The following is a 9,446-nucleotide window of genomic DNA, read 5'->3' on the forward strand; positions in this document are numbered from 1 at the left end:
TCCTTGCGCCGCTTGCGTGCCGGATAGGCCGCGCCATCCGGCCCTTGCTGGGCCTTGATGCGTTGCGCCTGGCTGCGGCGCAGGTCGATGGCCACCTTGTGATTGATGGCGCGGCGCTGGGCTGGCTGCAGCTTGGCCAGCAGGGCGCCGGCCCAGGCTTCCAGCGCGTGCAGGTCGTCGCTCATGGCGTGGCCTCGGGCGTGCGCCATTCGGCCAGCAGGGTGTCGCCGTCATACAGTTTCCAGAACTCGTCCGCATAAGCCGGCATGTGCTGGATCTCGGCCAGGTGCTTGATGTCCAAGCGGCCCGCCTCGCCGGTCTTGACGGCCACGCGCTCGGTCAGGTCCAGCTTGATCGAAATATCCACCGTTTCATGGTTGTTGAAGTCCACCTCGAAGGCGATGCCGTGCTTGCGCGTTTCCTCGTTGGCCATCAGGTCGAGCTGGTGGACTTTGAGCCAGGCGATCAGGGCCACCATGATGGCGTCGGCGTCGCCCGCGTAGTCGGTGACGATCAGGTTGAGCTTGAAGCGGTATTCGAAGGAGAGGGAGGCGGTGGCCGACGCCACCACGTTTCCTTCGTCGGCGAAGACCAGCAGGCGGTCGGGGTCGCGCTGCAGGCCGGGGATGGCGTCGGCCAGGTGCTGGCGCAGGCTATTCGGCTTGTACATGGTGGGTGTCTCGTACTAGGTTGTAGGCGTCGATGCAGGCGTTCAGCTGGCGGGTGGCGTCGTCGCCGTCGCCGGCAATGGCGTCAAGAGCTGCCGCAGTCGCCGGGTCAAGTTCGGCGCGCGTTTGGTGCCGATCGCTTGCGGCAGCGGCGGGATCTGCAGTGGCGGCGCAGTGGCCGCTGGCGACGGGGATTGACAGGCGGACAGCGCCGCTGCGCACGTCAGCATTGAAACGGTCACGCTCGGTTTTCGCATGGTCTTGCTCCTGGGTGAGGTGGTCGGCGCGCAGCATTAGGGCGGCGCCGGCGGCGCGCTCCAGGGTGAGCACGCGGGCGGTGGCCTGGGCCAGCGCGGTAGCGGCGGTGCTGGCTTGGGTGGCCGCTGCCCGCTGCAGCGCGGCGATGCTGGCGCCCTTGCGCCAGCCCTGCGCCGTCCAGCCCAGCACGGCGCCGCACATGAGAACGGCGGCCAGCGGGCGCCAGGTGGTCGTGGTCACATGGCCACCCGTTCCTTGATCCAGCCGAAAAGAAACCGACGCTGGGTCATGTTGGCCTCGGTGATTTCCAGGTAGCGCGCCGCCTGCACGCCGTTCAGGGCGCGCAGCAGCACGGTGGCGCCGTCCTGGCCGCGCCATTTCAGGAAGGTACTAAGGGCGCCCAGCGACTGCGCGCCCAGGCGGCCATCGACGAACAGGGTGGGATAGCGGGCGCCTGTGTCGTTGAAACCGTTTAGCCAGCGCTGCAGAAACTCGGCCGCGCGGTGCGGCCCCATGTTCACGCCCGTGTCGATCACTTCGGCGCCGATGCCGGCATGGATGGCCAGCACCTGGTCGAACTTGGGTTCCGTGATGTAGCGCGCCGTATAGATGGCGCGCGCTACCGTCACGGGCAGATCGCGCATCGGCCCCGCGTAGCCGTTGGCGCGGGCCACGGCCACGGTGATGCCGTAATTGGTTTCGCCGCCCTTGTCTTGCGGGTCGTTCACATAGCCGCCTTCGGCGCGCAGGATGGCGTCGATGGTGCGCGCGATCAGTGGGTTGTCGGTGGTGGCCATCAGTGTTCCTTCGCGTCTTTGACCAGCTCGGCGATGTCCTTGTCGCTTCGGCGCTGGAACCACAGGGCTACGGCGCGCGATACCCACCAGCCTGGCGCGCCGACGATCAGATCGATGGCGGAAGCGTTGACCATGGCGCCGATGGCCGGGAGCTGCGCGCATAGCAGCTGGTACACGGTGCCGCCCAGCAGGCACGAGAACACGCCCGCGCACGCAAGGCGGGCGACGAATTCGCCCTTGTTGAAGGTGCCGTCGGCGTTCAAGGGCGGCAGCACGATGTACAGCATGGCCGCGCCGACCATGCCCAGCGCCGCCTTGAAGCCGTACAGTTTGACCAGGGTGGCGAAACCACCAAACGATTCTGCGGACATTGCTTGATTCTCCGGTGAGAGGGTAGATAGGTTTTTCATGATGGATAAAGGGTAAATGCCAGGATCAGTCCCATAGCTGCACGATGTCTGCGGCCTGGCCCGTGCTGGGTGCCGGCTCGGGCAGGGTGACGACCAGGCCGGCGGGCAGCACGGCGCCGTGGCGCGCCAGCGCGGGATTCATTTCCAGGGTTTGCTCGACGTATCCCGCGCCGTCGCCCAGGTAGCGCCACACCAGGGCGTCTACCGTGTCGTGCTGCCGCGTGCGTACCTGCATCAGATCAGCTCCACCGTCAGATGCGTGCGCCCGACGATATCGGCGATGGCCCATTGCGCATTGCGCCGCTGCGCGCCGGGTGCCTCGTCGAGCCACTCCATGCTTTTCTTGTCGCTGACGGACGTGGCCGTGCTGTCGTAGTCGCGGTAACGCTCGATCAGATCGGCTTTCGCCGTGCTGTAGACGGCGCGCCGGTACTGCGCCAGCAAGCGGGACTCGCGGTTGATGCGCGTGGCCGGCACGTCCACCAGGGCGGCGATGCCGGCAGCGGTCTGCTTGCCCTGCCAGTCGGCCAGCTCGCGGTTGACGTGCAGGATGGCATCGACCACGGCTTGCACCAGGCGCGCGTCGGTGACGGTGCCGTCCAGGCGCATGGCGTCGCGCATATCGGTGAGCAGGATGTCGGGAAACCAGCCGTCGTTCTCGATGATGCCGGCGGCCGGTGCTGGCGGCACGGGCGTGGTGCCGGGCGGGATGGACGGGGGCAGGGCCATGAAGGACATACGGGGCGCTTTCAAAAATGGGGCGGTGGACGGGGTTCATCAGGCAAATTGATTAGCCAGAATCCCCCCGTGCCGCCGTGCTGCGGGGGATGCTCTTTACGTGGAACCGGCCGCGCGCTTGATGCGCCGCTCCAGCCGTTCCATATCTTTCTTGACGCCGCACGACTCCGACAGGGTGCGGGCGCGCTTTAAATGACCCATGGCCGTTTCCGCTTGCGCCACCAGCGCCGGGGCGATGTCCGTGTCGTCGGCCTGATCGAGCACGGCGATCATGGCCAGGCCGATGGCCTTGTGCAGCTTGGCGCGTGCCTGGTCGGGCGCGTCGCTGCCGGCCGTCAACTGCTCGACGGTAGCCAGCACCTGGGCGGCGTGCTGCGGATCGCTGGCCAGCTTGCCGTGCAAGTAGCCTTCGGCGAACTCGTCCAGCATCAGGGTGGCGATGTCGCGGCTGTAGGTATCGGGCAGGGTGAACTTGTGCGCCAGCGCGTATTCGGCCATGACCAGGGCGCGGTCGTACTCGCCCGTGTCGATGTGCCACACCAGCAGGGTGGCGAAGACGTCATCCTGCGCACCCTTGCCACCAGCCAGCACGCCGTCGATCCACTGCGCATAGTCGGGCAGCAAGGTGGCCTTGACCTCGATCTTGCGTTCCACCGACTGGATGGATTTCAGGCGGCGCCTGTCGTCGGCCAGCTTGTAGAGCATCATTTCGTAAGCCGTGCCGGTGGTGACGCCTTGCGGCGCGGCGGCGCCGGCCGTGCGCTCGGCCAGCATGCGCGCGCGGTGGCGCAGGGCGGGGGATTGGTTCGCCATTATTTGTCTTTCAGCTCGATGTTTTCCACCAGCGCGGCCAGGCCCAGGTCTTCGATCACGTAGGCATCGTTGGACGACTCGTAATTCTCGATGCGGTCGCGCTTGGGCACGTCCTCGACGCGGCGGCGGCGCGCGCCTTCCTGGAAGTAGATCGACAGATTGTCGAAGCGCGTAATCAGGATCGCGTTATCCGGGAAGAAGGGCACGCGCGCGGCCGGCAAGCCGCCGATACGCTTCTGGCTGATGATGATGTCGGCCGCCAGCGTTTCCGTGGGCGCCTGCTTGGTGTTGACCAGCGGGAAATACTTGTCGTTCAACAGCTTGCGCCCGACGATGGCCACCAGGTTGGTGTCTTCCTGATACCACGGGTCCAGCAGGTTGACGGCATCGGTGACAGCCGCGTCCAAGTTGGCATAGTCGGCGCCGTCCACGTCGCCGATGACGACCTTGCCCGGCATGCCGTTGGCCACCAGGCCCAGCACGCGCTCGGGCGCCAGCTCACGCAGATGCTGCAGCCAGCCTTTATTGACGTCCTGCAGCAGCGGATTGGCGTCCAGATCGGTGTCGGCCATGGCTTTCACGCCATTGAAACCGATGACGATGCGGTCCAGCGCCTGGCGCGTCAAAATGGCATTGGCCACGCGCGATTGAAAATCGGGAAACTTGGCCCAGGCGTCCAGCTTGGCATAGTTCAGATGCGTGTCGAAGTTGGTCTGTTCGCAGCGGTATTTGGTGCCGTCCAGGGTGGACAGGTCGCGCGTCTTGCGTTCCTTGTCCTTGGTGTTGGTGCGGCCGGCAATCGGGCCGGACACGCCCAGGCCCAGCTTTTCGCCTTCCTGCTCGGTCACGCCGATGATGTTCACCTTCGTCAGGAACTCGCTCGATTCCTGCATCTTCGTTTCCAGCTTTTGCTGCACGCTGGGCGTGACGCTGAAGGTCTTGGCCACGTTGTCCGTGTCGTTCAGTTGGCCCAGGCGGGTTTCATACTGGCCAAAGACCTGGCGCGTTTGCTTTTTCATAAATCAGTGCTCCGTTGTTGAATGGGGTGTCGTGGAATGGCGCGGGGGCTTAAAACTCGGTCTGCACGGCGCCGTCGTTGCCGGTGGCGGCCGGGCGGCGCGGGCCGTTGCCGGGCGCTTCGTCCATCTGCGCCTTGAAGGCGGCCAGCTCGTCCTGCGTGGCCTGCAATGCCGTTTCGTTTTTTTCCAGGCGGGCCATGGCGCCCGCATAGTTGTCGTTGGCGGTGACGACGTGGCCGGCCAGCGCCTCGACGGCTTCGCTGATGTCGGCGAACTGCGCCGCGTCGGCGCCGGATTTGTTCGAAAAGCGTGACAGCAGGTTTTTCACCGCGTCGACCAGCTTGGCGCCCTGCGGCTCGTCAAATTCCAGCGTCACCTCGACGGCGGAAGTAAACAGGTTGGTGCTTTGCTGCTTGCGGCTGGCAGAGAATTGCAGCGCCTCGGTGCCCAGGCTGGCCGGGCTGTCGGTGACGCCCAGGCCGACCAGGTAGGGCTGCGCCGAGTCGGCAAAATCGGGCTGGATTTCCAGGCTGGTGTACAGCTTCTGCTTCGCCTTGTTGATGGCCACCAGCTCGGGCGTGGGTTCGATCTGCGCGAACAGGGCCAGTTTCTTGCCGCTGTCGGTGTCCACCTCTTCGGCTTTCACGGCGATCACGTCGCCGTAGGCCTTGAACTGGCTGTCGGGCAGGATGCCGCGAATGTGCTCCAGCCAGATGCGCGCGCCGTAGGTTTTCGGGTTGTAGGTGGCGGCGATCTGCTCGATGGTGGCGCGGTCGATGTTGCGGCCGTCCGTGGTGGCGCCTTCGGTGGCGACGCGGAAAAATTTCGATTTGGACATGGTGGGCGTTCTCGGTTGATCGGATAACGCCATGGTCAACGTCTTGGCGCTGCGATTCAATGCGGTGCGGGTTGCTATGGGCCATAGCGACTTTTGCCTTTCCCCGCTCCGCGCGCGCGCGGCCTACGCTGGCGGCATGCTAATCATCGAGAAAACAAGCGAACAAAGCCCCGACGAGAAAATCGCCGAACTGGCCGTGCCCGAGTCCGAGCCGCGCCGCGCCGCGCGCGCCCTGTACTGGAAGGGCTGGCGCATTTCGTCCATCGCCCGACACTTAGGGATCAAGCGCAGCACGATTAATAGCTGGAAAGAGCGCGACGAATGGGACAAGGCGCAGGCCATCGAGCACGTCGAGGCGTCGGCCGAGCTGCGCCTGGTGAAACTGATCGAAAAAGAGGTCAAGAGCGGCAGCGATTACAAGGAAATTGACTTGCTGGCGCGCACCATCGTGCAGATGGCGCGCGTGCGCCGCTATGAGCAGCCGGGCGGCAACGAGGTCGATCTCAACCCTAAGCTGGCGAACCGCAACGCGGGGCCCAAGAAGAAGCCGACGCGCAACGACTTCAGCGAAGAACAGAAAATCCAGCTGCTCGACGCCTTCCAGGATTCGTTGTTCGACTATCAAAAGGTCTGGTATCGCAACGGCGACCAGCGCACGCGCGCCATCCTCAAGTCCCGCCAGATCGGCGCCACCTGGTATTTTGCCCGCGAGGCGCTGGCCGACGCCATGGCGACGGGGCGCAATCAAATCTTCCTGTCCGCCTCCAAGAGCCAGGCCCACGTCTTCAAGCAATACATCGTGCAGTTTGCCCGCGAGGCGGCCGGCATCGACCTGACGGGCGATCCTATCGTGCTGCCGAACGGCGCCCACCTGTATTTCCTGGGCACCAATGCCCGCACGGCGCAGGGCTATCACGGCAATTTTTACTTTGACGAATTTTTCTGGACGCAGAATTTCCAGGAGTTGAACAAGGTGGCGTCGGGCATGGCCATTCACAAGAAATGGCGCAAGACGTATTTCTCGACGCCATCCTCGACCACGCACCAGGCTTATCCGTTCTGGACCGGGGAGCTGTTCAACAAGCGCCGCGCCAAGGCGGACCAGGTGAACATCGATGTGAGCCACGGCCGCCTGTCGTCGGGCTTCACGGGCGAGGACAAGATCTGGCGCCAGATCGTCACCATCCTGGACGCCGAGCGCGGCGGCTGCAACCTGTTCGACATCGACGAGCTGCGCAACTTCGAATACAGCCCGGACCAGTTCGACAACCTGCTGATGTGCAACTTTATCGACGATTCGGCCTCGGTCTTCCCGTTGGCCGAGCTGCAGCGCTGCATGGTCGATTCCTGGGTCGAGTGGGACGACTACAAACCGTTGCTGGGCCTGCGCCCGTTCGGCAACCGTCCCGTGTGGATCGGCTACGACCCGGCCTTGAACGGCGACAGCGCCGGCTGCGTCGTGCTGGCGCCGCCCATGACGGCCGGCGGCAAGTTCCGCATCCTGGAGCGCCACCAGTGGCGCGGGCAGAGCTTCGAGGATCACGCCGACGCCATCCGTCAGATGACCGGCCGCTACAACGTCGAGTACATCGGCATCGATACCACGGGCATGGGCATCGGCGTGCTGCCTATCGTGCGCGGCTTCTTCCCGGCCGTCACGGCGCTGAATTACTCGCCCGAAGTCAAAACCCGCATGGTGCTAAAAGCCAAAAACATCATCAGCAAGGGGCGGCTGGAGTTTGACGCCGGCTGGACCGACATCGCGCAGTCCTTCATGGCCATCCACAAGACCCTGACCCCCAGCGGGCGGCACGTCACCTATATCGCCGGCCGCAGCGACGAAACCGGCCACGCCGATCTGGCGTGGGCCTGCATGCACGCCCTCGATCACGAGCCATTCGAAGGCACCACCGACAACCACCAATCTTTCATGGAGATTTATTCTTGAGAAAAGCACGACACTTGCGCGCGTGCGGCCGTCAGGCCGAGAGCGCACCCCCAGCGGCCACGGCGCCGGCCGCCGCCGGCATCGAGGCGTTTTCCTTCGGCGACCCGACGCCCGTGCTCGAGCACGCCGACATTCTCGACTGCTTCGAGTGCTGGAAGAACGGACACTGGTACGAGCCACCCGTCAATCTGGCGGGCCTGGCCAAGTCCTTCAATGCCGGCGTGCACCACAGCAGCGCCATCCACTTCAAGGCCAACGTGCTGGCGTCCACCCTGATCCCCAGCAAGTACCTGTCGCGTGACGCGTTCAAGCGCATGGCCCTGGACTTCCTGACGTTCGGCAATGCCTACCTGGAAGACCGGCCCAGCCGCAGCGGCAAGGCGCTGGCGTACCAGCACGCCCTGGCCAAGTACATGCGGCGCGGCGTCGATCTGGATACCTATTATTTCGTGAACGGCTACCAGGCCGTGCACCAGTTCGACAAGGGCCGCGTGTTTCACCTGATGGAGCCGGACGTCAACCAGGAGCTGTATGGCGTGCCGCAGTACCTGAGTGCGCTGCAGTCGGCCTGGCTCAACGAGGCGGCCACCCTGTTCCGCCGCAAGTACTACAAGAACGGCTCGCACGCCGGTTTCGTGTTCTACATGACGGACGCCGCCGCCAACACCCAGGACGTGGACAACCTGCGCCAGGCCATGCGCGACAGCAAGGGGCCGGGTAACTTTCGCAACCTCTTCATGTACGCGCCGAACGGCAAGAAGGACGGCATCCAGATTCTGCCGGTGTCGGACGTGGCCGCCAAGGACGAGTTTTTCAACATCAAGAGCGTCACGCGCGACGACCAGCTTGCCGCGCACCGCGTGCCGCCGCAACTGATGGGCATCCTGCCGAACAATGCCGGCGGCTTCGGCGCCGTCGAGCCTGCCGCGCGCGTCTTCGCGCGTAACGAGCTGGTGCCGCTCCAGGCGCAGTTCGAAGCGATCAACGAATGGGCCGGCGTGGAAGTGGTGCGCTTCGCCCCGTATGACCTGGGCCTGAGTGGGGAGGGCGCGCAATGAGCGACCATATCGACAACACGGACAAGATCATCTTCGCGGAGGTGGCGCGCGGCCTGGCCGCCGTGCGCGGACGCCCCGCCCTGGTGGCGCATGGCGCCTGCCACTACTGCGACGAGGCACTGGCGCCCGGCCTGCCGTTCTGCAACGTCGATTGCCGCGACGACTACGAGAAGGAGCAAGCGGCCAAGGCCCGCGCCGGCCGCTCAGGATGACCGCCACGCCGCGCTAACCGGCAGGGCCGGGCCGCGACAGTCCCGCCGCGCCAGAGCGCCCCAGCCACCGTACAAGCCGCCCACGAGGCGGCTTTTTCACGTCCCGGCGATTGATGTTGCACCAGAAGCAAGAAAAAAGCCTATTTCGGCCCGGCGCGCGCAGTTGTCCCCCCTCCACACCTGCCCGCTATATAGGGGGCTTTTGACTCAAATTTGCACCATGGCCGAAGGCGCATGAGGACTGGCGCGGCGGGGAGAAGAGGGGGCATGCGATTTGACGCATTTTGACGCACTTTGAGCGGTTTTTTTGTTACTTTGGGGCGATGCCGTGGGCGGGGTGGAATTATCGCGATGCAGGTGCTGTATCGCGGCCTCTTGAGCTTTATCGTACATCGGTGCCTGGCGCAGATCTGGTCGCGTGGACGGCAATAGGTTGGGGAATTGGACGTGCCCGTGGTGATTGGTATTGATTCATCTTCTCCAAATAAAAAAGGATTACAAGCCGAAGCATGTAATCCTTTGATTTTCCTACTTATTCTGTGAAGGGCTGATAGGGCTTGAACCCACGACAATAGGAATCATAATCCTGGTGTATCAGGATTGATTAATTAACTGGCACGTCACCATAGGCCTGCCAGTTGGTCCGCAGCCATGCGGTGACGTTCGCTTGGCTGCGGTGGTCTGATG

The 9,446-nt window shown here is 64.3% G+C and carries 13 protein-coding genes; 3 read left to right on the top strand and 10 right to left on the bottom strand.

The window, feature by feature from the left end:
- The 10 genes from AC0V2Y_RS23375 to AC0V2Y_RS23420 all read right to left on the bottom strand — a co-directional run.
- A partial coding sequence (locus tag AC0V2Y_RS23375) for a phage virion morphogenesis protein (RefSeq protein WP_475418381.1) occupies positions 1 to 185 on the bottom strand: 185 nt, incomplete at its 3' end.
- Positions 182 to 670: a phage tail protein gene (locus AC0V2Y_RS23380; protein WP_475417561.1), complete on the bottom strand. Its 489-nt coding sequence runs from the start codon at positions 668 to 670 to the stop codon at positions 182 to 184. The genes AC0V2Y_RS23375 and AC0V2Y_RS23380, both read right to left, overlap by 4 nt.
- On the bottom strand, positions 654 to 1,166 hold the full coding sequence (locus tag AC0V2Y_RS23385; RefSeq protein ID WP_475417560.1) for a lysis system i-spanin subunit Rz: 513 nt from the start codon (positions 1,164 to 1,166) through the stop codon (positions 654 to 656). Before AC0V2Y_RS23385 ends, AC0V2Y_RS23380 begins: the two co-directional genes overlap by 17 nt.
- On the bottom strand, positions 1,163 to 1,723 hold the full coding sequence (locus AC0V2Y_RS23390; protein WP_475417559.1) for a glycoside hydrolase family 108 protein: 561 nt from the start codon (positions 1,721 to 1,723) through the stop codon (positions 1,163 to 1,165). The genes AC0V2Y_RS23385 and AC0V2Y_RS23390 overlap by 4 nt, the downstream gene beginning before the upstream one ends.
- Positions 1,723 to 2,094: a hypothetical protein gene (locus AC0V2Y_RS23395; RefSeq protein ID WP_070224671.1), complete on the bottom strand. Its 372-nt coding sequence runs from the start codon at positions 2,092 to 2,094 to the stop codon at positions 1,723 to 1,725. The genes AC0V2Y_RS23390 and AC0V2Y_RS23395 overlap by 1 nt, the downstream gene beginning before the upstream one ends.
- 64 nt (positions 2,095 to 2,158) lie before the next feature.
- Entirely contained in the window at positions 2,159 to 2,368 is a 210-nt protein-coding gene (locus tag AC0V2Y_RS23400) for a tail protein X (RefSeq protein WP_475417558.1), read from the bottom strand.
- A complete protein-coding gene (locus AC0V2Y_RS23405; RefSeq protein ID WP_475417557.1) occupies positions 2,368 to 2,871 on the bottom strand; it encodes a head completion/stabilization protein in 504 nt (167 codons plus the stop codon). The genes AC0V2Y_RS23400 and AC0V2Y_RS23405 overlap by 1 nt, the downstream gene beginning before the upstream one ends.
- Positions 2,872 to 2,967: 96 nt before the next feature.
- Complete coding sequence (gene gpM, locus AC0V2Y_RS23410) at positions 2,968 to 3,684, bottom strand: phage terminase small subunit (RefSeq protein ID WP_475417556.1); 717 nt, start codon at positions 3,682 to 3,684, stop codon at positions 2,968 to 2,970.
- On the bottom strand, positions 3,684 to 4,703 hold the full coding sequence (locus tag AC0V2Y_RS23415; protein ID WP_475417555.1) for a phage major capsid protein, P2 family: 1,020 nt from the start codon (positions 4,701 to 4,703) through the stop codon (positions 3,684 to 3,686). Before AC0V2Y_RS23415 ends, gpM begins: the two co-directional genes overlap by 1 nt.
- A 49-nt stretch (positions 4,704 to 4,752) precedes the next feature.
- Positions 4,753 to 5,541, bottom strand: a complete 789-nt coding sequence (locus AC0V2Y_RS23420; RefSeq protein WP_475417554.1) for a GPO family capsid scaffolding protein — start codon at positions 5,539 to 5,541, stop codon at positions 4,753 to 4,755.
- 136 nt (positions 5,542 to 5,677) lie between these two features.
- Between AC0V2Y_RS23420 and AC0V2Y_RS23425 the strand changes: the two genes are divergently transcribed.
- Genes AC0V2Y_RS23425 through AC0V2Y_RS23435 form a run of 3 tightly spaced genes read left to right on the top strand, consistent with a single transcriptional unit; the run spans position 5,678 to position 8,759 of the window.
- Positions 5,678 to 7,489: a terminase ATPase subunit family protein gene (locus AC0V2Y_RS23425; protein WP_475417553.1), complete on the top strand. Its 1,812-nt coding sequence runs from the start codon at positions 5,678 to 5,680 to the stop codon at positions 7,487 to 7,489.
- The gene (locus tag AC0V2Y_RS23430; RefSeq protein ID WP_475417552.1) at positions 7,486 to 8,547 is read left to right on the top strand and encodes a phage portal protein; all 1,062 of its coding nucleotides are present in this window, start codon (positions 7,486 to 7,488) and stop codon (positions 8,545 to 8,547) included. Before AC0V2Y_RS23425 ends, AC0V2Y_RS23430 begins: the two co-directional genes overlap by 4 nt.
- On the top strand, positions 8,544 to 8,759 hold the full coding sequence (locus tag AC0V2Y_RS23435) for a hypothetical protein (protein ID WP_475417551.1): 216 nt from the start codon (positions 8,544 to 8,546) through the stop codon (positions 8,757 to 8,759). The genes AC0V2Y_RS23430 and AC0V2Y_RS23435 overlap by 4 nt, the downstream gene beginning before the upstream one ends.
- Positions 8,760 to 9,446 lie beyond the last annotated feature (687 nt).

The organism is Janthinobacterium sp. BHSEK, assembly GCF_056174685.1.